Source organism: Streptomyces sp. NRRL F-5650, from assembly GCF_000721365.1.
Classification (GTDB): domain Bacteria; phylum Actinomycetota; class Actinomycetes; order Streptomycetales; family Streptomycetaceae; genus Streptomyces; species Streptomyces ardesiacus.
Window position 1 is genome coordinate 19,197 of record NZ_JOGV01000055.1, and the last position, 22,473, is coordinate 41,669.

Sequence of the window (22,473 nt, forward strand, 5' to 3'; positions counted from 1 at the left end):
CACCAGTCACCAGTCACCAGTCACGGAAGACTCTTCACCACAGACAGGAACGAACCATGTCCCGAAGGATCCATCTCGCCCTGCACCCCTACGGCGTCGGCGGTCCCGGCCAGCACGGGCTGTGGAAGGACCCCCGCGTGGCCAAGGACGCCAGCATCGACATCAACTACTACATCAAGCAGGCCCAGGCCGCCGAACACGCCCTGTTCGACGCCCTGTTCATCGTCGACAGCCAGTTCATCAACGCCACCTACCCGGCGCACTACCTCAACCGGCTGGAGCCGCTCACGCTGCTGTCGGCCGTCACCACCCACACCCGGCACATCGGCCTGGTGGGCACGGCCAGTTCGACGTACAACTCGCCCTTCAACCTCGCCCGCCGCTTCGCCTCGCTCGATCTCATCAGCGGCGGCCGGGCCGGCTGGAACGTCGTCACCAGCTTCGACACCGGCACCTCGCGCAACTACGGGCTGGACGAACACCTCGACTACGCCACCCGCTACGGCCGGGCCCTGGAGTTCGTGGAGGTCGCCCGCGGGCTGTGGGACTCCTACGAGGACGACGCCTTCCCGGCGGACGTGGCGCGCAACGTCTTCCTCGACCCGACCCGGCTGCACGAACTGAACCACGAGGGCGAGCACTTCAAGGTCGCCGGGCCGCTGAACGTCTCACGCTCCGCACAGGGCCAGCCGGTCATCTTCCAGGCGGGTGTCTCGGAGGAGGGACGCGACCTGGCCGCGCGGGTGGCCGAGGGCATCTACGCGCCGGGCGGCTCGCTGGAGCAGGCGCAGGAGTACTACGCCGACATCAAGAAGCGGACCGCCGCCCACGGCCGGGACCCGGACCACATCAAGATCTTCATCCACGGCAGCCCGGTCGTCGCCGCCACCGACGAGGCGGCGAGGCGCAGGGAGCGGGAGATCTTCGAGGAGGACAACGACTTCGACCGCCACCTGGCGCTGCTCGGCCGTTCCTTCGGCGCCTACGACTTCAGCGTGCACGACCTGGACGCGCCGTTCCCGGACGTCGCCCACCTCGCCGAGAAGGGCGGCCGGACCGGCGCCGCGCAGATCATCGAACGGGCACGCAGAGAGAATCTGACGTTGCGTCAAGTGGCGCAGTCGGTCGCCGAGTTCCGCCGCTCTCCCTTCGTCGGAGCACCGGAGACCGTGGGCGACACGATCGAGCGGTGGTTCGACGCCGGCACCTTCGACGGGATCAACCTCGCCTTCCGCACTCAGGACGAACTGGACCTCTTCGTCGACGGCGTGGTGCCGATCCTGCAGAAGCGGAACCTGTTCCGCACCGAGTACGAGGCCGACACGCTGCGCGGCAACCTGGGCCTGCCGGTCCCGGTCAACCGGCACACCCTCCGGCGCCGTACCGCGAACGGCTGAGGGGGCCTGCCATGACCGGCGAACGGCCCCGCTTCAGGCTCGGCTTCCTCACCCACGTCCAGGGGCGGGACACCGACCTCGCCCGGACCTACCGCAACGCACAGGACCTGTTCGTGGCCGCCGACGAACTCGGCTTCGACGTCGGCTGGGTGGCCCAGCACCACGTTCCGCTCGGCGGCGGAGGACTGTCCTCCCCGTGGACCTTCCTCGCGCACGCCGCCGCCCGCACCACCCGGATCCGGCTCGGCACGGCGGTCACGGTGCTCCCGCTGGAGGACCCGGTCCGCCTCGCCGAGGACGTCGCGACCGTCGACGCGCTGAGCGGCGGGCGGGTCGAACTCGGCGTGGGCAGCGGCTCCGGCGACCTGGAGTACGCCGCCTTCGGGCGCGACGCGGCCCGCAAGCGCGAACTGACCAGCGAGCACCTGGACGTCCTGCGGCGGGCCCTCGGCAACGAGGAGGTCGGCGCCCCCGGCTTCCGCGTCCAGCCCGCGCCCGGCGACTTCACCGACCGGATCTGGCAGGGCGTGTTCAGCCGGCTCGGAGCGGCCCACGCGGCGGCCGGCGGGTCCAACCTGCTGCTCAACCGTGCCGCCTACGGCCACGACGCGCCCACCGACGAGGTGCAGCGCCCCTGGGCGGACGCCTTCCTGGCGGCCTGGGACCGGCCCCGCAGGCCGCGCATCGGTCTGTCCCGGCTGGTCTTCCCGGCGAAGGACCGCCGCACGGCGCTGCGGCACATCGGGCAGGACGTGCACCGGGCGGCGCTGCGCATGGCGGAGCACGGCGCGTTTCCCAAGGGGCTCGACGCGGACGAGGCGCTGCGCCGCTTCCACGCCTTCCACGGCTCCCCCGAGGAGATCGTCACCGCCTTCCGGCGGGAGAAGGTCCTGCCTCTCGCCACCGATCTGATCACCCAGTTCAACCCCGCAGTGCCCGACCACGACGCCACGGTCCGCGCCCTGGAGCTCATCGCGACCGAGGTGGCACCCGCCCTCGGCTGGAGCCCGGTGCCCCGCGACCAGCCCGCACCCGCAGGAGTCTGACATGACCGACCACACCGACCACCACGCCCCCGAGGGCCTGCGCACCCGCGGCACGGTCGTCGTGGTGCCCGGCCGGGGCGAGACCCGGGCGACCTACGGGCGGCTGGCGGCCCGCCTCGCGGCCGACGCCTACCGCGTCCGCGTCGTGGACGCGCCCGACCTGGCGGCCGGGGGCACCGAGACGCCCGACGGCACCGACGCCGCGCTCACCCGCTTCGGCGCCCTGCTGGCGGAGGCGGTCGAGGGCACCGCGGGATGCGGGGGCGTCACGGAGCCCGTCGTGCTGCTCGGCGCCGACGCGGGTGCCGCCGCGCTCGCCGCGCACCTCGGGCGCACCGGGCGGCTGCCGGGCGGCCGGCGTCCGGACGCCGTCGTCCTGGCCGGACTGCCGGGACGTACGGCCCCCGCCGTGGGCACCTGGGACGAGGAACTCGACATCCGCACGTCCTGCCCCGCACACCGCGGCAAGCTGAGCGACGACGCCGCGGTACGGCGGGGCTCGCTGGGCGAGGCGCTCCCGGACACGCTGCTCACAGCCGCCTACGACGCCGAACCGGGCGTGCCCGCGCTGTTCCTGGTCGGCGACGCGGACCCGCTCGCGGACCGGGACGCCCTGGCCCGTACGGCCAAGTCCCAGCCCCGGGCGCGCCTTTCGGTGGTCCGGGGCGCGCATCACGACGTCCTCAACGACGTGCAGCACCGTTCGGTGGCCGCCGAGATCGTGACGTTCCTGGAGGCCCTGCGCGACGGACTGGTGCCAGTGGTCGCCGTGGAGACGAGCGCCTGGTGAGCCGCGGGACCGCCCGCCCCCTCCGAACCCCGACCGCGAAAGGGTGACCGCATGGCCGCCGTCCTGTCCGTATCCGGAAGCCCCTCCCCCACCTCACGCACCGCGCGCCTGCTGCGCCACCTGGACGACCGGCTGCGGCTGCAGGGCCACGATGTGACGCCGTTGGACGTCCGCACGCTGCCCGCGCAGGCCCTGCTGGGCGCCGACTTCCGGCACCCTGCGATCACCGGCGCCGCCGCCCTGTTCGAGCGGGCGGACGGGGTGGTGATCGGGACGCCGGTGTACAAGGCCGCCTACTCGGGGCTGCTCAAGTCGCTGCTCGACCTGCTCCCGCAGTACGCCCTGGCCGGCAAGACGGTGCTCCCGCTGGCCACCGGCGGCAGCACGGCCCATGTCCTGGCCATCGACTACGCGCTGCGCCCCGTGCTCAGCTCGATGGGGGCCCTGCACGTCGTCCCCGGCTGGTTCACTCTGGACAAGGACATCACCGTCGGCGAAGACGGCACCACGCTCGTCGCCCCCGCCACCGCCGACGCCCTGACCCGGGTCACGGACCAGTTCTCGGCAGCCCTCACCCCGCGCGCCACCACCCTCGCACCGACGGGGTGAGTGCCGCGCCGGGGAGGCCGGCAAACACGTCGCGGGCCTCCGGCGGCGCCTGCTGACGTCCGGGCCGTGCGTTGAGCTGCGATGCGGCGGCCCCGGCCGCCGCGGACGGAGTGACCGCCCTCCTGTCCAGGGGACTTCGAGGGCGGCTCGGCATGGCCACCGTCAGGCAGTCCGGAGGTCCCGCACATGTCCGCACCCCACCCGATGTCCTACGAGGCGTTCGTCGCCCGCGCCGTCGGTGATCCCGGCGTCGTCGGTCTCGTCCTCAAGGGCTCCCACGCCCACGAGGGCATGGTCACCCCGCACTCCGACCACGACCTGTACGTCGTGGTCGCCGACGATGCGCAGAGCGGACTGGCCGCCCTCGACGGCTTCCGCTCCGCCCGGCTCGACCTGGTCGTCGTGACGGTCTCGGAGTTCGGCCGGCTCGGCGACTGGGAGCGGTACGCGATCGCCCGGGCCCGGGTCCTGCTCGACCGGCTGGGCGGGCGCGTCACGAGGATGGTGGCCGCCAAGGGGAGGCTCGGTGCGGGGGACGCCTCGCGGTTGGCGGCGGCCCGGCTCGACGCCTACGCCAACTCCCACTACCGGTCGCTGAAGAACGCCCGGGACGGGCATGCGCTGGCCGCGCGGCTGGACGCGGCGGACAGTGTCGGCTTCCTGCTGGAGCTGCTGTTCGCCCTCGACCGCCCTCCGCGCCCCTACAACAAGTACCTGGAGTGGGAACTGGACCGGTTCCCACTCCCGGACTGGGACACGCGCGAGCTGCTGGCGACGCTCGCGCAGATCACCGGGGCCGGTGACACGAAGGCGCAGCGCGAGCTGTTCGGCCGGGTCGAGACCGCGGTGCGCGCGGCGGGCCACGGGCTGACGCTGGACGCCTGGGGCGACGACCTCCTGCTGATGCGTCCCCCGGCACCGCGACGGCGGGACGCCGGAAAAGGTTCGGCAACCCAGGGTGATGGCAGTGTCTGACATCGCGTGTTAGTGTCGATGACAGCGGCTGTCATCGATGGCTCCGCGCCGCGCGCTCGTCGCGCCCGGCGGGGTCGACAGTCGGCATCTGCGGACATCTCTGGAGGAATCTCATGCGTGTTTTCGTCACCGGCGCCTCCGGCTGGATCGGATCAGCCGTCGTTCCCGAGCTGATCGGGGCGGGTCACCAGGTCGTGGGGCTCGCCCGGTCGGACGCCTCGGCCGAGGCGCTCGCCGCGGCCGGGGCCGGCGTGGTCCGGGGCACCCTGGACGACCTCGACGTCCTGCGCGGCGCCGCCGCCGCATCGGACGGGGTCGTCCACCTGGCCTTCAAGCACGACATCGCGTTCTCGGGGGACTTCAAGGGCGCGGGGGAGGCGGACCGGCGGGCCGTCGAGGTGATCGGTGAGGCCCTCGCGGGATCGGGCCGGCCGTTCACGATCGCGTCCGGGACCCCCGCGATCCCCGGGCACGTGGCGACGGAGCGCGACGGCCACGACCCGGACCTCGCCGCCGCCGCCCGGGGCGAGGCCCCGCACGTCCGGGCCGCGACCGCCGAGCTGACCCTCTCCCTGGCGGCCCGCGGCGTCCGCTCCTCGGTGGTCCGGCTGGCCCCGACCAATCACGGCGAGGGGGACAACGGGTTCGTCCCGGCCCTCATCGGCATCGCCCGCGACAAGGGGGTCTCCGGCTACGTCGGCGACGGCTCCAACCGCTGGTCGGCGGCGCACCGTCTCGACTCCGCGCACCTGTTCCGTCTCGCGCTGGAGAAGGCGCCGGCGGGCTCGACTCTGCACGCCGTCGCGGAGGAGGGCGTGCCCGTCCGGGTCCTCGCCGAGGTGATCGGCCGGCAACTGGGCCTGCCGGTGGTGTCCGTCCCGGCCGCCGAGGCGGAGGCCCACTTCTCGTGGCTGGCGGCACAGGTCGCCTCCAACCGGGCCGCGTCCAGCGCCCTGACCCGGGAACTGCTGGACTGGCGGCCCGTCCAGCCGGGGCTCGTCGAGGACCTCGAGCAGCGTCACTACTTCAAGTAGGGCACCGGTCGGTCCTCAGACCAGCTCGGGCTGCGGTTCCGCGGGGCGCGGCGGTTCCGGGTGCCGCGTGGGTACGGCCGCCGGCTCCCACAGCCGGGTGGTGCGCACGTACCCGACGACCACGGAGGCCGTCGCGAGGACGAGCAGCGGCCCTGCGGCCCACGGGTGACCGGCCATCTCCTGCGGCAGGTACCGGTACGAGACCAGCAGCGCGGCGAACACCGTGGTGCCGTACGCGACCAGCCGGACGGCCGCGCGGTCCCAGCCCCGCGCGAACGCGCGCATCGCGGCCTCGACGGTGAGCGCGAAGACCACACCGGCGAGCAGGTCGGCGCCGTAGTGGTAGCCGAAGCCCAGCGTCGCGGTGAGCGTGGCGGCCAGCCAGAAGGCGCCCGCGAACCGCATGGGACGGGAGCCCTTGCGGGAGTGGATGAAGAGTGTGGTGGCCCACGCGGTGTGCAGGCTCGGCATGCAGTTGCGCGGGGTGACGTCGTCGAACGGGATCGCGTGCGGCGCGCCGCCCGGCGGCAGGGTGCCGGGCCACACGTTGGCCAGCGCCCACTGGCCGCCGTCGGCGCCGTAGGCGAAGACCGGCCCGACGACCGGGAAGATCATGTAGACGGCGGGGCCGAGCAGGCCGATGACGAGGAAGGTGCGCACGAGGTGGTGGCTCGGGAAGCGGCGCTCGGCCGCCACGTGACGCAGTTGGTACAGCCCGACGAGGGCCGCGGCCAGCGGTAGCTGGCCGTAGACGAGGTGGAGGACGTGACCCCCGACCGGTTCGGTGGCCTCGACGAACCGGCCCACCAGCCAGGAGGGGTTGCCCAGTGCGTGGTCGGCGGTGGCCACGTACGGGTCGAGCACCGCCTTGCGGGTCTCGGAGGTGATGAGCAGCCAGGTGTCCCCCGTCTTGTGTCCGGCCACCAGCAGCAGACCCAGCCCGGAGCCCTTCAGCAGCAGGGCCCGCTCGGCGCCGGTGCGGCGCGTCACGGCGACGACCGCACAGCCCAGGACCACCCACAGCGCGCCGTTGCCGAAGTTCATGTCGGCGCCGACCGCCCAGCGCACCAGCCAGAACACCACGTCGACGCCGATCGCGGCACCGGCCGCGACCAGGCGCTGCCGCCAGGTCAGCACCACCATCGTCAGGGCGAGCCCGGCGTACAGCAGCGGCCCGGAGTCCGGGGCGAAGACGACTTCTCGCGCCTGCTCGGTGATCGGGCCCCGCACGCCGTAGTGGCGCGCGGCGAACTCCAGCGCGACGAGGAATCCGAGGGTCACCACACCCGCAGCGGTCCACAGCACGGCGCGCGGCCGGCGCCACGCGGCGAACAGCGGACCGAGGTCTCTGCGCGAGGATATTCGTGATGGTGTGGTTTTCACTTGTCTGGCCCGTTTGCTAGGGATCGAACACGGAGACACTCGTACGGTTCGTCACGAGTTCGAACATGCTAACGGCACCGCTTGCCTAAGCATCTTAGGCAAGCTCATAATCGTCCCCGGCCGACGGACGACCGACGCGGAGGACGGGTGTGGCCCGGGCAGGACTGACGACCGAGACCCTGATCAGGGCCGGGGCCGAGACGGCCGACGAGATCGGCTTCGAGCGCACCACCCCGACGGAGCTGGCCCGGCGCTTCGGCGTCCGGACGGCGAGCCTGTACTCGCACGTGCGCAACGCCCACGACCTCAAGACCGGGATCGCGCTGTTCGCCCTCGAGGAGCTGGCGGACCGGGCCTCCGCGGCGGTGGCCGGGCGGGCGGGCAAGGACGCGCTGGTCGCCTTCGCCAACGTCTACCGCGACTACGCCCTCGAACACCCGGGCCGCTTCGCCGCCACCCAGTTCCCGCTCGACCCGGAGGCGGCGGCGTCCAGCGCCGGGGTGCGGCACGCCCAGATGTCGCGGGCCATCCTGCGCGGCTACCACCTGGCGGAACCGCACCAGACCCACGCCGTGCGGCTGCTGGGCAGCGTCTTCAGCGGCTTCGTCGGTCTGGAGGCCGCGGGGGGCTTCAGCCACAGTGCCCCCGACTCGCAGCAGAGCTGGACGGAGATCCTCGACGCGCTGGACACCCTGCTGCGGACCTGGCCGACCACCTCCTGACCCGCGCCCGGCCCCGTCGCCCCTCCCCGGCCGGCGCCCCCTCAGGACCGCGCGGCGGTCAGCGACAGGGCGTACAGGGCCGTCGAGGTGAAGTCGTCCGCCGGTTCCACCGTCTGCCAGGACCGCACGTCGTCGACGTAACCGGCACCCCGGCCGTCGAACTCGGACCACGGCGCGCCCTCGGGGGCGTGGGAACAGGGCCGGGCCCCGTCGGGGGTTTCCGGTTCCTTCAGCAGTGCCGCGTCGTTCGGACCGTTGACGACGGCGCCGCGCAGGATGTCGCCGCGGCCGCTGCGGCTCATGGCCAGGTTGGCGACCTGGTGCTGGAGGCAGTGCGGGAAGAGGTCACCGGCGCCCACCACGAAGCTGGTGCCCCAGGCGTTGGCCCCGAAGACCCACGCCCGCTGCTGCGCGGCGAAGTCGTCGTACCGGTGGTCGCCGGTGACGCGGGCGTACAGTTCGGCGGTCGCGAGCAGCCCGAAGGTGTTCGGCACCGCGTCGAAGTCACCGGGGACGACACCCGACCGGAAGGGGTCCTCGGCCGCCCGCTTCCTGCCCGTCTCCACCTGCCGTCCCAGCTCCGCCTTCAGCGCGGCCGTGAGGCCGGCGTCGGGGTCCGCCGACGTGAGCACGTCGGCGTGGGCGAGGGCACTGACGTCGGCGGGACCGAGCGGGCCGCCGTGCTCCTCGCGCAGGGCCGCCCGGGCCCAGGCGGCCGCCTCCTCGCGCCACCGCGAGCGCCGTGCGTCGCCCAGGGCGTCCGCGCCGCGGGCGAGTTCGACGGCAGCCCACTCCATGTCGTCGCGCCAGGTGTGCTCCTGGTAGTAGTCCGCGGGCGTGGTCGTCACCAGGGCCCCCTTGGCCGGCCGGGTGTCCGCCCGTGCGTAGACGGCGGCCGCCTTGTCGAGCCACTCGCGGGCCCTGGCCGGGTGCTCGGCGGCCTCGGTCTGCGCCGCGAGGGCGAAGGCGGCGCTCACCCGGCCCGCGAGATTGGGGCTGACGGGCTCCCCCGGCCCGTTGGCCCGGAAGACGGGCCGGTACTTGATCAGGTAGTCGGCGTCTCCCGGCGCCACGGTGAGCCGGTCGTCCTCCTCGGGCAGCCGCCACACGTCGTGGTCCCCGCGCACCTTCCCGGTGCCGGATCCGAGTCCGACCTGTGCGTGGAGCGTGCCCGTCTCCCCGTCCCACATCCTGTCCAGCCACCGCAGACCGTGGCGTGCCTCGTCCCGCAGCCCGGGCACCGAGGGGGTGTCGCGGACGGTGGTCAGCATCTGCGCGACCACGTACGACGCCGTGTGCGTGAACTTCAGAAAGTCGCCGGCGTCGAACCAGCCGCCCGACACGTCCACGGGACCGCCGGCCTGCGACGGGTCCGGAGCCGCAGTCGTCCCGTCGGCCGCAGAGGCCGTCCGCGGCAGCGCGTAGGTCCGGGCCCGCACGTCGGTCAGGTGCGAGGGCACCCGCCCGGTCGCGTCGGTCAGCACGTCCTCGCCGTCCCGCTGGGTGCTGAAGAACCGCACGCTGTCGGCGCGTAGCGGATCCAGCAACTGCCGGGCCGGTGCCACCCGGAAGCGGACCCCGGGGTCGCCGTCCGCGCCGACGAGCCGCAGCCGGTAGGTGCCGGCGCGGTCGAGCGAGGTGAGGTCGATGGTGCGCACGGCGCCGTACGTGCTGTTCCAGCTTCCGAGCGAGGGCCCGAGGCCGCCGTGCCCCGCCGTGTTCCCCCGCTCGTCCAGCACCTCGTACTCCGCATCGGCCAGTCGCTTCCCGTCGCCCATGACGTAGGCGAACTTCTTCTCGCCGCTCGCGTATCCGACCTGGTTCACGCGGAGCAGCACCGGAACTTCGGCCTCGCCCTCGGAGCACGCGGTGAGACAGCAGGCCGCAAGGACGCAGGCGGTCACGGCCGACACGGCGCGGGCCGGCGGCGGGAAGACGTCGTTCATGGTGGACAGTCTGGTCGACGGCGGCACCCGGCTGCGGGCCGAGGTCCCGGTCCGGGGAACGGAGCCGCGAGAACGGGCGTTCGGGCGGGATAGGCTTTCGACCTGCCAGCCCACCCGGACCGTCACAGGAGGAGTCGGCCATGGGCCCACAGGACCCGCAGGAGACGCCCGCCGCACCGGACACGGCCGCGCGGCTCCGGGCGATCGGCGACGAGCTGTCGGACCGCTTCTACGAACGTGCCGACGTCGTACGGACGTTGCTGGTGACGCTGCTGGCCGGTCAGCACTCGCTGGTGCTCGGTCCGCCGGGAACGGCCAAGTCCGAACTGGCCCGGGAACTCACGGGCCGGATCGTGGGCGCGTCGTACTGGGAGATCCTGCTGTCCAAGTTCACCGCGCCGACGCGGATGTTCGGGCCGGTCGACGTCGCCGCGCTGGCGCGCGGGGAGTACCGCCAGATCTACGAGGGGCGTGCCACCACCGCGCACGTCGCGTTCATCGACGAGATCTTCAAGTGCTCCACGGCTGCGCTCAACGAGACGCTGGGCTACCTCAACGAGCGGATCTACCACCCCGAGAGCGGCGGGGAACCGGTGCGCTGTCCTCTGATCGGCGCCATCACGGCGAGCAACGAACTGCCGGACGGCGAGGACACGGCCGCGATCTACGACCGGCTGCTGGTGCGGATCGAGGTCACGTACCTGGAGGACCCCTCCAACTTCGCCGCCCTGGTCCGCTCCGCCGTCCGCCGCCCGGCGGCGCCGAGGCGGACCACCGTGGAACTGGCCGCGCTGCGGCACGCCGTGGACGAGGCGGTCCCCGCCGTCGAGGTGCCCGACGCGATCGTGGACGCGGTGTGCACCCTGCGGGCCGCCCTGCGCCGCAAGGAGCTGATCGCCTCCGACCGGCGCTGGCGGCAGGCCGTGGGCCTGCTCCAGGCCTCCGCGTACCTCGACGGACGGCCCGCGGTCGCCGAGAGCGACCTGTCGGTCCTGACCCATGTGCTGTGGGACTCCCCCGCCCAGCGCCCGACCGTCGAACGCGAGGTGCTGCACCTGGTCAACCCGGACGCCAAGGAGGCCCTCGATCTGGCCGACACCATCGACGAGCTGGAGACCCAGCTCGACGCGATGGCCGGGCAGTCGCGCGAGGCGCTGAGCGAGTGGGTCATCAAGAAGGCCCACAACCAGTTGGCCACGGCGGGCCGCCGGCTGGAGAGACTGCGCGCGGAGGCGGTGGGCGCCGGCCGCTCCACCACCGCCATCGACCGGATCACCGGACGCCAGCGCGCTGTCCGCGCCCGGGTCCTCACCGAGGCCCTCGGCGTGGACGCCAGCATGGTGCAGGCCCAGCTCTGAGCGCCGGGAGCGACGACACCGTGGACGACGAGGCAAGGGCTCACCCGGACGGGACCGGCGGCGGGGCCCGCATCCGGCTCGACGCGCTGACGGAGCGGGCCGGGACGTGGCCGGCCCGGTCGGCCGACGGCGCTCCCGCGGGGCACACCGGCGCCGTCGTCGCGGACCGTTTCGACCGCGCCACCTGGCTCGACACCTACGAGCAGTCCGCCGCGCTGCGGGAGCTGGCCGCCGAACTGGGCGCGCTCCACCCCCACACCGGCGACCTCCTGGCAGACGCCTTCCTGGCGGCCTACAAGGCCGCCCCGCGCCTGCGCGACGCCGCCGGGATGGACCTTTCCCGGATGGTCAACCACCGCATCGTGGCTGCACTGCTGGAGTCGCCGGAGTTCGCCGCCCTGCACCGGGAGACGGCTGGCGACCCGTACGCCGCCGCCCTGGCCGTGCTGGCCCAGGGCGGCGCGCTGCGCCGGATGCTGGACGACGCCCGGCCCGCCCGGGACCGCGACGAGCACGCGGGCCGGGCGCGGCGGGAGGCCGGGGACGCGGCATCGGCCGTGGCCGAGGCGCTGCGGCAGGCCGCCGAGGCGGCCGACGAGGACGGCACCGTGCCGGAATCGGCGGCCGACGCCGTACGACAGGCGGTCGGCGCCGCGGAGGCCGCAGCGCGCCGGGCGGCCGACGGCGCCGGTCAGGCCCTGGCCGCGGCGGTCCCCGGCGTCCGTGCCGTCGCGAGGGGCGCGGTGGCGAGAGCGGCGGCGGCCGCCCGCGAGGAGGCCGCGCTGATGCGGGCCTGGGGCGTCGGTCCCGGCGAGCTGGAGCGGATGCCCTTCGGCGAGCGCGCCCGGCTGGCCGAGCGGCTGCGCACCGGGCGGCTCGCCGAGTGGGCCCGGCTGATCGGCCGTTTCCGGCAGATGGCCGACGGCGAGCGGGCCCGCAAGGTGGAGAACGCCACCGGGGAGCTGATCGGGGTCACCCTCGGCGACGACCTGTCCCGACTCGTCCCCTCCGAGCTGGCCAGTCTCGGACTGCCCGAACTGCGGGCGGTGTTCGCCGCGCGGTACGCCGCCGGGGAGCTGATGCTCTACGACAGCCGGGGCGAGCAGTCCACCGGCCGGGGTGCGGTCGTCGCGTGCGTGGACACCTCGCACTCCATGTACGAGGCGGGGCCGGGCGGCATCACGCGGGAGGCGTGGGCGAAGGCGTGCGCCCTGGCGCTGCTGGACCAGGCCCGCCACGCGGGGCGCGACTTCGTCGGCATCCTCTTCTCCGCCGCCGACAGGCTCCGGGTCTTCCGCTTCCCGGCCGACCACCCCACCCCGCTCTCCCGCACCCTCGACTTCGCGGAGACCTTCCTCGGCGGCGGCACCAGTTACCAGCGGCCCCTGACGGCGGCGGCGGAACTGTTGGAGGAGGAGTTCAACGACGCCGGCCGCACCCGCGGGGACATCGTGATGCTCACCGACGACGACTGCGGCGTCACCGAGGAGTGGATGCGCGGCTGGAACGCGGCCAAACGCCGGCTGGACTTCCGGGTCTTCGGCGTGGGCATCGGCTCCCCGCGCGTCGCGGCGGCCGGGTCGGTCCTGGAGGCCCTGTGCGACAACCTCCGTTCCGTCGAGGACTTCACCGACGTCCACGCCGCAGCGGACCTGTTCCGCGTCATCTGACCCGGGAGCCCGGACCGGCGGGCGGACGCTACGGCTTGCGGGCCACCGCCCCGTACATCGCGACGTCCTCGTCCCGGACGCCCTGCTCGCCGGTGCCGTCCGGGTGCCACTTGTGGACCTGGACGATGCCCGGCCCGGCCAGTTCCAGGCCCTCGAAGAACTCGTGGGCCTCCGCCATGGTCCGCAGCCGCATCGGCAGGCCGCGGGCCGCGTACTCCCGTGCGACCCGGCCCACCTCGTCGGGGGCGAACTCGGCGGTGCCGATGGTCATGGCCAGGTAGCTGCCCGAGGGCAGCGGCTCCAGGAGACGGCGGACGATGCCGACCGCGTCGTCCTCGTCCAGGACGAAGTGGACGATCGCGATCACGGTGAGCGCGACGGGCCGGCCGAGGTCCAGCGTCTTGCGGAACTCGTCCGACTCCAGGACGGCCTCCGGGTTCTGGAAGTCCGCCTCGATGTACGTCGTGCGGCCCTCGGGCGTGCTGGACAGCAGGCCCTGGGAGAGGGTGAGGACGATCGGGTCGTTGTCCACGTAGACCACCCGCGACTCGGGGGCCACCGACTGCGCTATCTCGTGCAGGTTGGGCGAAGTGGGGATGCCGGTGCCGATGTCGAGGAACTGGCGGACGCCCGCCTCCTCGGCCAGCCATCGCACGGCGCGGTTCATCCAGTCCCGGTTGGCGCGCATGTGGACGGGGAAGGCCGGCCATTCCCGCGCCATCGCGTCGCCCGCCTCGCGGTCGGCGGGGTAGTAGTCCTTCCCTCCCAGGATGTAGTCGTAGATGCGGGCCGAGTGCGCGTGGTCGGTGTCGATCCGGTCGGCAGGCCATCCGCTGTCGGACAACGTGCGCCCCTCTCCATAGGGTTGTGCGGTACGGGCGGACTTTCGGTGGCGGGCTCTCGGTGGTGGACTTCCGGTGGCGGGCTCTCGTGTGGACTTCCGGTGGCGGGTGCCGGTCGCGGCTCCCGGTGTTCACAGCTCCTTGCGCAGCGCGCCGAGGAGTTCCTCGGTGCCCCGGGCCGGTACCGCCTGCGCGCCCAGGCGGTCCAGGGCCTCTCGGTAGACGACCACGTCGTCGGCCTTGTCCAGGTAGACGGCGCCCACGAGCCCGCCGAGGTAGACGATGTCGGGCAGTTCGGGTGCCCTGAACCGGAACAGGTCGAACGCGCCGGCGCGCATGGCGGGGTGCGGTCCGGCCGCGAACGGCATGATCTGGAGCGTCACATGGGGCAGCCTGCCCACTTCGATCAGGTGATCCACCTGCTGGCGCATCACCTCGGCGCCGCCGACGGGCCAGCGCAGGACCGTCTCGTCCATCACCACCCACAGCCGGGGCGGACGGGGGCGGGTGAGGATCTCCTGGCGCCGCATGCGCAGGGCCACGCGCCGCTCGGTGGCGACGGCGGAGGCGTGCGGGTTGGCGGCACTCAGCAGGGCCCGCGCGTAGGCCGGGGTCTGCAGCAGACCGTGCACGGACCCGGACTCGTAGGCGCGGATGTGCAGGGCCGCCTGCTCCAGGCTCAGGTACGCCGCGAACCAGTCCGGCATGACGTCGCGGTAGGTGTGCCACCAGCCCCGTTTGTTCGCCTCGCGTGCCGACTTCAGGAAGGTGTCGATCTCCTGCCGGTCGTGGACGCCGTAGATCTGGAGCAGTTTCTCCACGTCCGGAAGGCGCAGCCGGGCGACCTTCGCCGCTTCGAGCCGGCGGATCGTGGAGTGGCTCACCCCGATCGCCTCACCGGCCTGCTCGAACGTGAGACCGGCGCGGGTGCGCAACTCCTCCAACTGCCTGCCGAGGATCATCCGCAGCACGGAGGGAGCGCCGCCCCAGTCGGTCTCCGTGGTCACACCGTCTCCCCTTCACCGTCCCGCGCCCGGTCCGGACACACGAGTCCGGCACGGGCGCCGCCTCGCCGCAGGAGCATGCCCTTGAACACCTGCAATTTTCAACTTGGCGGTTGCGCACGGTTGTTGACAGGTGACAGAGTGACTCCACCGCCTCTGCCTTCCTCAACCGACGACCAGCACCGACCCGTCGCGGACCCTGCCCCCTCCCCGTGGGACGGTCGCGCGCGACAACGTTCTCATGCCGTCCGTCGCGGCCAAAGGACACACCCCCCATGGATCCGCAGCACACCCCTGACCCACGTCCGTCCGAGGCCGCCGTCCGCGACCGCTCCCGCCCCTTGGGGTCGACGGCGGACCCGCCGGGCCGACGCGGTCCGGTCCCCGTCTCGCTCCGCCTGCCGGCGGGAGTGCGCGCCGGACTCGGGCACGACGCCGTGGGCACCTCCGCCTCCGACGGCGAGCGCCTCCTGGCCCGTCTGCCCCGCGCCGGCTGTGTGTTCGCCGACGGGGAGCGCTGGTGGTGGATCGTCCCGTCCGGCTCCGACGCCGGGGTCAGGTGGCCGTTCGGCACCCACTACGTCACCGGTGACCCGTCCTGGATCCGCCCGCGGCCGCTGGACCCGCCGCGCGGTCCGCTGCTGGTCCACGGGCCCGACGGCGACTCGCCCTACACCGCGCCACTCCCGCTGTACTTCGCCGTCTGCGGGCTCGCCGGTGTACCACCCCACTGGTCCCCGGCTCCGTGACGGTCGGTGCGAACTCCTTTGCCCCGCTTCACCTCTCGAAGCTGGAGGCTCTTCTTCCGATTGATTTCGTTCATCTTATTGACATGCACAGGGAAGGACTACAACGCTGCAAGTCCCCCACACCAAGGAGGACCGTGTGCTTTCCCCACGCAAGCTGACGGCGTCCCTGGCCGTCGCGGCGTCGATCGGCGCCGTGGCCGTCGTCGTCGGGCCGGCCGAACGGGCTTCGGCGGTACCGGAGACCATCCCGCTGACCCTGACCAACGACTCGGGCAGCGCCGAGCAGGTCTACGTCTACGTGATCGGCACCGAACTCGCCTCGGGACGACAGGGATACGCCGACGAGAGCGGCGCCTTCCACGCCTGGCTGGCCGGTGGAGCACCGCCGGTCCCGGCCCCCGACGCCTCGTTCACCGGCCCCGCGAACGGCGCCTCCAAGACCGTTCGGCTTCCGAAGTTCTCGGGCCGGGTCTACTTCTCGTACGGCGAGAAACTGGACTTCCGGCTCGCCGAGGGCGGTCTCGTGCAGCCCGCCGTGCAGAACGCCGACGATCCCAACCACGACACGCTGTTCAACTGGACGGAGTACACGCTCAACGACTCCGGGCTGTGGATCAACTCCACCCAGGTGGACATGTTCTCGGCCCCCTACTCCGTCGGCCTGACGGCGGGCGACGGCTCCACCAAGCAGACGGGGTCGCTCAAGCCCGGCGGCTACAAGGCGGTCGCCGACGGCCTCACGCAGCAGGGCGGCGGCTGGGAGGGCCTGGTCCAGACCCGGAGCGACGGCTCGCCCCTGCGGGTCCTGGCCCCCGGCCACGGCGTCGGCTCCGGCGACCTGCCCGCCGGCGTGATGGACGACTACATCGACCGCGTCTGGGCCAAGTACGCCGGCGAGACGCTCACCGTGACGCCGTTCAAGGAGCAGCCGGACACCAAGTTCTACGGCAGGGTCAACGGCGACAAGATGGAGTTCACCGACGGCGGCGGAGCGGTGGTGACCTCCTTCGACAAGCCGGACTCGGACTCGGTCTTCGGCTGCTACAACAAGCTCGACGCCCCCAACGACCAGGTGCGCGGGCCCATTTCGCGGACCCTGTGCGCCGCGTACAACCGCTCCACGCTGCTCACCAATGCCGAGCAGCCCGACGCCGACGCCTCCGGTTTCTACCAGGACGGCGTCACCAACCACTACGCCCGGCTGATCCACGCGCAGATGCGGGACGGCCAGGCGTACGCCTTCGCCTTCGACGACGTCGGCAACCACGAGTCGCTCGTGCACGACGGCGACCCCAAGGACGCGGCGATCACGCTCGAGTCCTTCGGCTGACCCCGGGCCGGCCCCACCCGTCCCGGACCGCACCACCTTCCCCCCACCCCGGTGCCCGCTCCCCTTCCGTGGGAGCGGGCCCACGAAACGGAGAGACATGGCATCCCCACGACTGCTCCGCGGCTGCCTTCTCGCCACGCTGTCCGCCACCCTGGTCGCGGCCGCCGCGGTGACCCCCGCGCAGGCCGAGCACCGGCCCGGGCCCGCCGCCGCGGTGACCTTCTCCGACACCTTCGACGGACCGGCCGGGTCCGGTGTCGACCCGGCCAAGTGGCAGCTCGAGACCGGCGACAACGTCAACAACCACGAGCGGCAGTACTACACGCCCGGCACCGACAACGCGAAGCTCGACGGCGAGGGCCACCTGGTCGTCGAGGCACGGCGCGAGAACCCGGGCAACTACCAGTGCTGGTACGGCACGTGCGAGTACACCTCGGCGCGCCTGAACACCTCCGGCAGGTTCACCGCGACCTACGGCCACGTCGAGGCCCGGATGAAGATCCCGCGCGGGCAGGGCATCTGGCCCGCGTTCTGGATGCTGGGCCAGGACATCGGCGAGGTCGGCTGGCCCGCGTCGGGCGAGATCGACGTCATGGAGAACGTCGGCTTCGAGCCGTCGACGGTCCACGGCACCATCCACGGCCCCGGCTACTCCGGGTCGGGCGGCATCGGCGCGGGCTACACGCTGCCGGGCGGCGAGGCGTTCGCCGACGCCTTCCACACCTTCGCGGTGGACTGGGCACCGGACAGCATCACCTGGTCGGTCGACGGCAACGTCTACCAGACCCGCACGCCGGCGGACCTCAACGGCAACGAGTGGGTCTTCGACAAGCCGTTCTTCCTCATCCTGAACCTCGCGGTCGGCGGCTACTGGCCGGGCGACCCAGACGGCTCGACCACCTTTCCGCAGCAGCTCGTGGTCGACGAGGTGAAGGTCACCACGAGCGACGGCTGACACCCCCCGCTCCGGTCGCCGGCCCGCCCGCGCTCCCCTCTCAGAGGGTGGTCGTGCGGGCGACGTCGGCGGCCGGGGCATCCTCGTCCGGGGCCGCCGGGGGCGGGAATATCAGGTCTTCGAGCGCGTCCGCGCCGAACAGGAAGGCCATCATCACGACTGGCAGGAGCAGCGCGAGCAGAATCACAGGACCTCCCGGTGGGTCGGTCTGTGGGCTTCGTGGCCCGGCTTCCAGCATGGACCCGAATGGCGGAACTCGCACGGCGGGGCCCGGACGGGGCTTCGGCCAATCGACACGGCGCCGGTTGAGCTCCCCGAGGTCCGAGGCCCCGACAGACCGCCGTGGCCGTGTCCTCGGAGCCGGCCCGTTCCTGCGCGGTGGCTGCCCGGGAGGCGAGCAGCATGAGGGCGTCGTGGTCCGGGGTGCCGGGTTCGGCGCTGTAGGTGGCCAGGGTGAGGCCGGATCCGTGAACAGGGGAGCGTAGAGGGCGCGTCCGAGGTCGTTGACGGCGAGGATGTCGAGGCGGCCATTGCGGATGATGGCCGGTGAGCCGGTCGCGGGCGCCGGGCGGCGGCGACATCGTGCAGGTGGGAGCGTTCGGCGTGGTCGAGCCGGAGGGCGCCGCAGAGCGCGTCGGGGACTTCCCTGGGGTTGCCGTTCCCGGAGACGGGCAGGCCGGCCTGCTGCGGAGTGATCCTGGTGCGGGCGGGTGACGAGGAACTCTCGGATCGCGCGGGCGGTGTCCATGTTGTCCAGGTCAGGAGCAGGGGAACCCGGCTGGGAGGTTCTGTCAGTACCGCAGGCACCCCTTGCGGATGCCGGTCGGCTCCCGGTGACGGACAGTGTTCAACGCCGCGCCCTCGTGTTCGCACCCCTGCAAGGAGTCGTCACCCTGCAAAGGAGCTAGGCACCACATGGCCGGCAACGGATTCGACCAGGTCCTCCCGCTCGGCGAGAAGAACGACGCCTACGCGCAGTACTTCACCGGCCAGAGCCACCTGGCCCCGCTCGCCCCGGGAAGCGTCCCCGTCAGCAACGTCCTCCCCGTCGGCATGGAGCCGGGAACAGTGATCCGCGTCCCCTCGGGTACCAAGCACTGGCACGGCGCCAGGGCCGACTCCTGGTTCTCCCACCTCGCCTTCATCACCCCGGCCGTCACCGACGAGGTGTACGGCAGGCTCCCGAAGAACGGAACACACGCATGACCGCCCTGGACGAGACCTACACCCTGTCCAACAACGTCGAGATCCCGAAGCTGGGGCTCGGCACCTGGTTCATCGACGACGACAAGGCGGCCGACGCGGTCCGCGCGGCCGTGGAGATCGGCTACCGCAACATCGACACCGCCCAGGCGTACGGCAACGAGCGCGGCGTCGGCGAGGGTGTGCGCACCGCCGGGGTGCCCCGCGACGCGCTGTTCGTGTCGACGAAACTCGCCGCCGAGATCAAGGACTACGGCCAGGCGGTCGCCTCGATCGACGCGTCCCTCCAAAAGCTCGGCCTGGAGTACGTCGACCTGATGCTCATCCACAGCCCGCAGCCGTGGGACGACTTCCGCGGCGGCGACTACGCCGAGGGCAACCGCGCGGCATGGCGCGCGCTCGAAGAGGCACATCGGGCCGGCAGGATCCGCTCCATCGGGGTGTCCAACTTCCAGCAGCAGGACCTGGCGAACCTCCTCCGGGGCGCGACGGTCGTGCCGCACGTGAACCAGCTTCTCGTCCACGCGGGCAACACCCCGTCGGAGCTGCTGGACCACTGCGAGCGCAAGCAGATCCTCGTCGAGGCGTACTCGCCGATCGCGCACGGAGCGATCCTGAAGAACGCCGAGGTCAAGGCGATGGCGGAACGGTACGGCGTGTCCGTCCCGCAACTGTGCGTCCGCTACACCCTGCAACTGGGCACGGTGTCACTGCCCAAGACGGCCAACCCCGACCACATGCGCTCCAACGCCGACGCCGACTTCGAGATCTCGGGCGACGACATGGACGTCCTGCGCGGCCTGCGCGACGTGGACTACGGCGAGCACAGCGTGTTCCCCGTCTACAGCGGCAAGTGACGCCTGCTGCGACCGACGGCCGCGTGCCCGGGTCCGTCCGCGGCTGACGCAGTCGCAGCCGCGGGACGAGGGGAGGGCGGCCGACGAGGGGAGGGCGGCCGACGACCGAGGTCGGCCGGTGATGGCCGAAGTCCCACCCACGCACGGTGGGGCTCCCTTGACGGGCTGCTCGGCCGCCCCCATATTCACCATCACCCCCTCGACAACTCCCAGAGGTGACCGTGAGAAGCCTCAGACCCTGGGCTGCCGTCTGCGCAGCCGTCGCCCTCGCCCTTCTCACCACCACGCTCACCCCCACTCCCTCCCCCGCGGCGGCGCCCCCGTCGGGTCCAGCCGCCTTCTCGACGCACTCCACCAGGGCGGCGCTCGCCCGCCTGCTGCCCCGGCACGCCTCGCAGTTCACACTGGTTCCGGTGCGCCGCGCCGGCAGCGGCGACTGGTTCGGTGTCTCCGGCCGCGCCGGGCACATCCGGATCAGCGGGACCAGCCCCGCCGTGCTCCTCAGCGGAGTCGACTGGTACCTCAGGTACACGGCCGAGGTGGACATCGGATGGCCCGGGCGCAGTACGGCGAAGCTGCCGCGCACCCTGCCCGCACCCGACGGAACCGTCCGCCGGCACGCCTCGGTACCGCACCGTTTCGCCCTCAACGACACCGACGACGGCTACTCGGGTGCCTACCGGGACTGGGCCTCGTACGAGAAGCAGATCGATCTTCTCGCCCTGCGCGGTGTGAACGAGGTCTTCGTCCAGATGGGCGCCGACGCCGTCTACTACGAGACGCTCCAGGAATTCGGTTACCCGAAGAAGGAACTCAGGGCCTGGATCCCGGGCCCGGCGCACCAGCCGTGGTGGCTGATGCAGAACATGTCCGGCTTCGCCGGTCCGGTCTCCGAGCGGCTGATCGCGGACCGGGCGGCGCTCGGCCGCAGGATCGCCGACCGGCTGCGCGAGCTGGGCATGACGCCCGTCCTTCCCGGCTACTACGGCACCGTGCCCCCGGGCTTCACGGAACGCAACCCCGGCGGCACGGTCGTCCCGCAGGGCGAGTGGGTCGGCTTCGAGCGGCCCGACTGGCTGGACCCGCGCACGGAGGTGTTCGCCAGGGTCGCCGCCGCGTTCTACCGCCACCAGCGTGAGCTGTTCGGCGACTCCACGATGTACAAGATGGACCTCCTGCACGAGGGCGGCCGGCCGGGCGACGTCCCCGTCGGCGACGCCGCCAAGGGCGTCATGCGCGCCCTGCAGAGCGCGCGTCCCGGCGCCGTCTGGACCCTGCTCGGCTGGCAGAAGAACCCTTCGACGCAGATCATCGACGCCGTCGACAAGAACAGGCTGCTCATCGTCGACGGGCTGTCCGACCGCTACGACGGGCTCGACCGCGAGACCGCCTGGCACGGCGCGCCCTACGCGTTCGGCACGATCCCGAACTTCGGCGGCCACACCACGATCGGCGCCAACACCGCCGTGTGGGCGGAGCGTTTCGACCGGTGGCGCACCAGACAGGACAGCGCGCTGGCCGGCATCGCGTACCTCCCGGAGGGCACGGGCGGCAATCCGGTCGCCTACGAGCTGTTCACCGAACTGGCCTGGCGGACCGAGCCGGTGGACCACTCCGCGTGGTTCGCCGCGTACGCGCAACGCCGGTACGGCCGGCCCGACCCGCACGCGGCCCGCGCCTGGGAGCTGCTGCGCACGGGGCCGTACAGCATGCCGTCCGGTACCTGGAGCGAGGCGCAGGACAGCCTCTTCACCGCCCGGCCCCGGCTGACGGCCACCTCCGCGGCCAGTTGGAGTCCCGGCGCCATGCGCTACGACCCGGACACGGTGCGCGAGGCGCTGGCGGAGCTGCTGAAGGTCGCGCCGGAGCTGCGGACCACCGACGCCTACCGCTTCGACCTGGTCGACGTCGCCCGCCAGGCCCTGTCCAACCGCAGCCGCTCCCTGCTGCCGGAGATCAAGGCCGCCTACGACGCCGGGGACCTGTCCCGGTTCCGTGCGGGGGCCGCCGAGTGGAAGGACGACCTGATGCTGCTGGACCGGCTGCTCGCCACCGACTCCCGTTTCCTGCTCGGCCCGTGGCTCCGGGACGCCAGGTCCTGGGGTCGCACCGCGACGGAGCGGGACGCCGCCGAATTCGACGCGCGCTCGATCCTCACGACCTGGGGCCACCGGTCCGGCAGTGACTCGGGCGGTCTGCGGGACTACGCCAACCGGGAGTGGTCCGGGCTGGTCTCCGACTTCTACGCGATGCGCTGGACGACGTACCTCGACTCGCTCGAGACGGCACTGGTCACCGGACGGCCACCGGCCGCCGTCGACTGGTTCGCGTTGGAGGACGCGTGGAACCGGCGGCACGACCGCCATCCCGTCGAGCCCTCGGGCGATCCCGTGGCGGGGGCCGCCGAGGTGCTCGGCGCCCTGCCCGCACCGGGCGCGCCGGCCCCGGCCGGGTCGGCGCGGTGAGGCGCGTGCGCGGCAGAGCCGCCGGGCTGGTCGTGGCCGTGCTGAGTGGTCTGGTGCTGGCGGTGACGTCGACGACCGCGCACGCCGCGACCGGCCCCGACGTCATCGCCCACCGCGGCTCCTCCGGCATGGCACCCG

General features: G+C 72.7%; 19 protein-coding genes and 1 pseudogene. 15 read left to right on the top strand and 5 right to left on the bottom strand.

From position 1 onward, the window contains the following. Positions 1 to 56 precede the first annotated feature (56 nt). From IG88_RS0133360 to IG88_RS0133385, 6 genes are all read left to right on the top strand, one after another. Positions 57 to 1,397 (top strand): NtaA/DmoA family FMN-dependent monooxygenase, encoded by a 1,341-nt coding sequence (locus tag IG88_RS0133360; protein WP_031049379.1) that lies wholly within the window; start codon positions 57 to 59, stop codon positions 1,395 to 1,397. A gap of 11 nt (positions 1,398 to 1,408) precedes the next feature. Then, the gene (locus tag IG88_RS0133365) at positions 1,409 to 2,443 is read left to right on the top strand and encodes an LLM class flavin-dependent oxidoreductase (protein ID WP_031049380.1); all 1,035 of its coding nucleotides are present in this window, start codon (positions 1,409 to 1,411) and stop codon (positions 2,441 to 2,443) included. A gap of 1 nt (position 2,444) precedes the next feature. Beyond that, complete coding sequence (locus IG88_RS0133370; RefSeq protein WP_031049382.1) at positions 2,445 to 3,233, top strand: serine aminopeptidase domain-containing protein; 789 nt, start codon at positions 2,445 to 2,447, stop codon at positions 3,231 to 3,233. A gap of 51 nt (positions 3,234 to 3,284) precedes the next feature. After that, positions 3,285 to 3,842 carry an NADPH-dependent FMN reductase gene (gene ssuE, locus IG88_RS0133375; RefSeq protein WP_031049384.1) on the top strand — a complete coding sequence of 186 codons (558 nt, stop codon included), beginning with the start codon at positions 3,285 to 3,287 and terminating at the stop codon, positions 3,840 to 3,842. Positions 3,843 to 4,028: 186 nt separating this feature from the next. Further along, positions 4,029 to 4,817, top strand: a complete 789-nt coding sequence (locus IG88_RS0133380) for a hypothetical protein (protein ID WP_051852169.1) — start codon at positions 4,029 to 4,031, stop codon at positions 4,815 to 4,817. 113 nt (positions 4,818 to 4,930) lie between these two features. Next, a complete protein-coding gene (locus IG88_RS0133385) occupies positions 4,931 to 5,851 on the top strand; it encodes an SDR family oxidoreductase (protein WP_031049386.1) in 921 nt (306 codons plus the stop codon). A gap of 15 nt (positions 5,852 to 5,866) precedes the next feature. Here IG88_RS0133385 and IG88_RS0133390 read toward each other — a convergent pair whose 3' ends face one another. After that, the gene (locus IG88_RS0133390; RefSeq protein ID WP_037837263.1) at positions 5,867 to 7,234 is read right to left on the bottom strand and encodes a phosphatase PAP2 family protein; all 1,368 of its coding nucleotides are present in this window, start codon (positions 7,232 to 7,234) and stop codon (positions 5,867 to 5,869) included. Positions 7,235 to 7,383: 149 nt separating this feature from the next. Here IG88_RS0133390 and IG88_RS0133395 point away from each other — a divergent pair, with 149 nt between their 5' ends. Beyond that, a complete protein-coding gene (locus IG88_RS0133395; RefSeq protein ID WP_031049388.1) occupies positions 7,384 to 7,956 on the top strand; it encodes a TetR/AcrR family transcriptional regulator in 573 nt (190 codons plus the stop codon). A 41-nt stretch (positions 7,957 to 7,997) separates the two neighbouring features. Here the strand turns inward: IG88_RS0133395 and IG88_RS0133400 are convergent, their stop codons facing one another. Then, positions 7,998 to 9,902 carry a glycoside hydrolase family 9 protein gene (locus IG88_RS0133400; protein WP_031049390.1) on the bottom strand — a complete coding sequence of 635 codons (1,905 nt, stop codon included), beginning with the start codon at positions 9,900 to 9,902 and terminating at the stop codon, positions 7,998 to 8,000. 140 nt (positions 9,903 to 10,042) lie between these two features. On the opposite strand from IG88_RS0133400, the gene IG88_RS0133405 reads away from it, so the two are divergent. Next, positions 10,043 to 11,260, top strand: a complete 1,218-nt coding sequence (locus IG88_RS0133405; RefSeq protein WP_031049392.1) for an AAA family ATPase — start codon at positions 10,043 to 10,045, stop codon at positions 11,258 to 11,260. Positions 11,261 to 11,280: 20 nt separating this feature from the next. Beyond that, complete coding sequence (locus IG88_RS0133410) at positions 11,281 to 12,930, top strand: VWA domain-containing protein (protein WP_037837265.1); 1,650 nt, start codon at positions 11,281 to 11,283, stop codon at positions 12,928 to 12,930. Positions 12,931 to 12,958: 28 nt separating this feature from the next. Here IG88_RS0133410 and IG88_RS0133415 read toward each other — a convergent pair whose 3' ends face one another. Both IG88_RS0133415 and IG88_RS0133420 read right to left on the bottom strand, forming a co-directional pair. Further along, the gene (locus IG88_RS0133415) at positions 12,959 to 13,774 is read right to left on the bottom strand and encodes an SAM-dependent methyltransferase (RefSeq protein WP_031049396.1); all 816 of its coding nucleotides are present in this window, start codon (positions 13,772 to 13,774) and stop codon (positions 12,959 to 12,961) included. 129 nt (positions 13,775 to 13,903) lie between these two features. After that, the gene (locus IG88_RS0133420) at positions 13,904 to 14,779 is read right to left on the bottom strand and encodes a helix-turn-helix domain-containing protein (protein ID WP_031049398.1); all 876 of its coding nucleotides are present in this window, start codon (positions 14,777 to 14,779) and stop codon (positions 13,904 to 13,906) included. Between the two features lie 272 nt (positions 14,780 to 15,051). On the opposite strand from IG88_RS0133420, the gene IG88_RS0133425 reads away from it, so the two are divergent. The 3 genes and pseudogenes from IG88_RS0133425 to IG88_RS0133435 form a co-directional block, all read left to right on the top strand. Continuing rightward, positions 15,052 to 15,525 carry a hypothetical protein gene (locus IG88_RS0133425; RefSeq protein ID WP_031049400.1) on the top strand — a complete coding sequence of 158 codons (474 nt, stop codon included), beginning with the start codon at positions 15,052 to 15,054 and terminating at the stop codon, positions 15,523 to 15,525. Between the two features lie 136 nt (positions 15,526 to 15,661). Further along, on the top strand, positions 15,662 to 16,855 hold the full coding sequence (locus IG88_RS0133430) for a glycoside hydrolase family 64 protein (RefSeq protein WP_031049402.1): 1,194 nt from the start codon (positions 15,662 to 15,664) through the stop codon (positions 16,853 to 16,855). A gap of 97 nt (positions 16,856 to 16,952) precedes the next feature. After that, a pseudogene (locus tag IG88_RS0133435) lies at positions 16,953 to 17,804 on the top strand (glycoside hydrolase family 16 protein); the annotation flags it as partial. A 46-nt stretch (positions 17,805 to 17,850) separates the two neighbouring features. Here IG88_RS0133435 and IG88_RS42995 read toward each other — a convergent pair. Then, positions 17,851 to 17,997, bottom strand: a complete 147-nt coding sequence (locus tag IG88_RS42995) for a hypothetical protein (RefSeq protein WP_037837268.1) — start codon at positions 17,995 to 17,997, stop codon at positions 17,851 to 17,853. A 728-nt stretch (positions 17,998 to 18,725) separates the two neighbouring features. Between IG88_RS42995 and IG88_RS0133445 the strand changes: the two genes are divergently transcribed. The 3 genes from IG88_RS0133445 (at position 18,726) to IG88_RS0133455 (ending at position 22,335) form a co-directional block, all read left to right on the top strand. Then, a complete protein-coding gene (locus tag IG88_RS0133445) occupies positions 18,726 to 19,016 on the top strand; it encodes a hypothetical protein (RefSeq protein WP_031049404.1) in 291 nt (96 codons plus the stop codon). Further along, the gene (locus tag IG88_RS0133450; protein ID WP_031049405.1) at positions 19,013 to 19,870 is read left to right on the top strand and encodes an aldo/keto reductase; all 858 of its coding nucleotides are present in this window, start codon (positions 19,013 to 19,015) and stop codon (positions 19,868 to 19,870) included. Before IG88_RS0133445 ends, IG88_RS0133450 begins: the two co-directional genes overlap by 4 nt. Before the next feature lie 221 nt (positions 19,871 to 20,091). Continuing rightward, the gene (locus IG88_RS0133455; protein WP_234332423.1) at positions 20,092 to 22,335 is read left to right on the top strand and encodes an alpha-N-acetylglucosaminidase; all 2,244 of its coding nucleotides are present in this window, start codon (positions 20,092 to 20,094) and stop codon (positions 22,333 to 22,335) included. Positions 22,336 to 22,473 lie beyond the last annotated feature (138 nt).

What these genes read in the sequence shown, in the direction of transcription:
- IG88_RS0133445 (WP_031049404.1), top strand. Translation starts at nt 18,726, where the DNA reads ATGGCCGGCAACGGATTCGACCAGGTCCTCCCGCTCGGCGAGAAGAAC.
- IG88_RS0133360 (WP_031049379.1), top strand. Translation starts at nt 57, where the DNA reads ATGTCCCGAAGGATCCATCTCGCCCTGCACCCCTACGGCGTCGGCGGT.
- IG88_RS0133400 (WP_031049390.1), bottom strand. Translation starts at nt 9,902, where the DNA reads ATGAACGACGTCTTCCCGCCGCCGGCCCGCGCCGTGTCGGCCGTGACC.
- IG88_RS0133450 (WP_031049405.1), top strand. Translation starts at nt 19,013, where the DNA reads ATGACCGCCCTGGACGAGACCTACACCCTGTCCAACAACGTCGAGATC.
- IG88_RS0133405 (WP_031049392.1), top strand. Translation starts at nt 10,043, where the DNA reads ATGGGCCCACAGGACCCGCAGGAGACGCCCGCCGCACCGGACACGGCC.
- IG88_RS0133365 (WP_031049380.1), top strand. Translation starts at nt 1,409, where the DNA reads ATGACCGGCGAACGGCCCCGCTTCAGGCTCGGCTTCCTCACCCACGTC.
- ssuE (WP_031049384.1), top strand. Translation starts at nt 3,285, where the DNA reads ATGGCCGCCGTCCTGTCCGTATCCGGAAGCCCCTCCCCCACCTCACGC.
- IG88_RS0133425 (WP_031049400.1), top strand. Translation starts at nt 15,052, where the DNA reads ATGGATCCGCAGCACACCCCTGACCCACGTCCGTCCGAGGCCGCCGTC.
- IG88_RS0133385 (WP_031049386.1), top strand. Translation starts at nt 4,931, where the DNA reads ATGCGTGTTTTCGTCACCGGCGCCTCCGGCTGGATCGGATCAGCCGTC.
- IG88_RS0133370 (WP_031049382.1), top strand. Translation starts at nt 2,445, where the DNA reads ATGACCGACCACACCGACCACCACGCCCCCGAGGGCCTGCGCACCCGC.
- IG88_RS0133380 (WP_051852169.1), top strand. Translation starts at nt 4,029, where the DNA reads ATGTCCGCACCCCACCCGATGTCCTACGAGGCGTTCGTCGCCCGCGCC.